A 1,204-nucleotide genomic window follows, 5' to 3' on the forward strand; every position below is an offset into this window, starting at 1 on the left:
GAAAAAAATCTTAATGCATTAGGCGATTCCATCTCCGTACCAAAAATAGCACTCGAAGTATATTTGACAAATACAGCTGCTAAGCTAAAAATTTTTTCTGCTTTTTCTTTATCGGTTGCCTCTTTTAATTCATAGGTATTGATAATATCCTGATAAAAATTTTCAGTTAATTTATAATCATATGGCTCAATAAATTGATATATTTTATGCGCGAATAGTTTTTCTAGCTGCATTTGTGCTTCTGGGTCAACTAATTTCTCTATTGAAATAGATGTTTTTGTTGCCTCAATAAATAAATCTTGCAACGTTTCACCAAGATCTAACAATTCTAGCAAACGGTTAAAAGTATTTATTCGTTGCCGAGATTGATATCCGCTATAAAATATTGAAAATTTATTTTTAAAAATATCCTCTAATTGATAATCAGCTTGAGTTAAATTATTTTGTTGCTGATAGAGAAAAAATTGATTTAATACTTGAGCTTTTTCTGTCAGATTTGGCTTAAGCATTTCAGTTAATACATTCTGCGACAGCATCATGACATAAAAATTTTCGTTAGAAGAGAAGATAATATAGTTTGCCGCATTTTTGTCTAACCAATCGGTTTTATTATTGCCATAATGACCAAAATCATCCATCTGTACATAAGGCTGGGTTTGACTACTTTTCAAGTAGTGATCATAAATAGCTATCGCTTTTGGTTTTAATTCCTCTGAATTAGTTTCATATATAGCTTGGGAAATAGTCTGTATAAAGGCTGAATTATAATTAAAAAATAAATCAGGATAATGTTGGAAAGTATCTATCATTAAATTAATAACAGAGTCTTTTTGTAATGACATCGGCCAATCATTAAATTTGCTAATATAGTTAATACAAACACTTTTTAGCCAATTTGAAATTTCAGTATCTGCATAATAGGGTTGTTCAACTAAAATATCGATTAATGACACTTCAATGGTAGAAGTATCAACTTTCTGTTTTGTTAATGATGAAATAATTTGCTTTATGATGTCTATTTTTGCAACATCATACATTTTATCAATGCTAGTTGTCTCTCGATTATTTATATGATTTAAATATCGATCAAGGTGATATTGATCCCACTTAAAATCTATCGATAAAATGATTGCTTTATTCAACACGATCGAATTGAGGTCTAAATTAATTAACGACTCCAAAGATATCGTCGCACCAGTTAAAT

General features: G+C 29.2%; 1 protein-coding gene. It reads right to left on the reverse strand.

Features of this window, described 5'->3' with window-relative positions:
* Positions 1–1,142: hypothetical protein (locus tag CBG25_RS17370; RefSeq protein WP_290608228.1), on the reverse strand; the 1,142-nt coding region annotated here is incomplete at its 3' end.
* Positions 1,143–1,204 lie beyond the last annotated feature (62 nt).

This window comes from Arsenophonus sp. ENCA, assembly GCF_002287155.1.
In the GTDB taxonomy this organism is placed as follows: Bacteria; Pseudomonadota; Gammaproteobacteria; order Enterobacterales; family Enterobacteriaceae; genus Arsenophonus; species Arsenophonus nilaparvatae.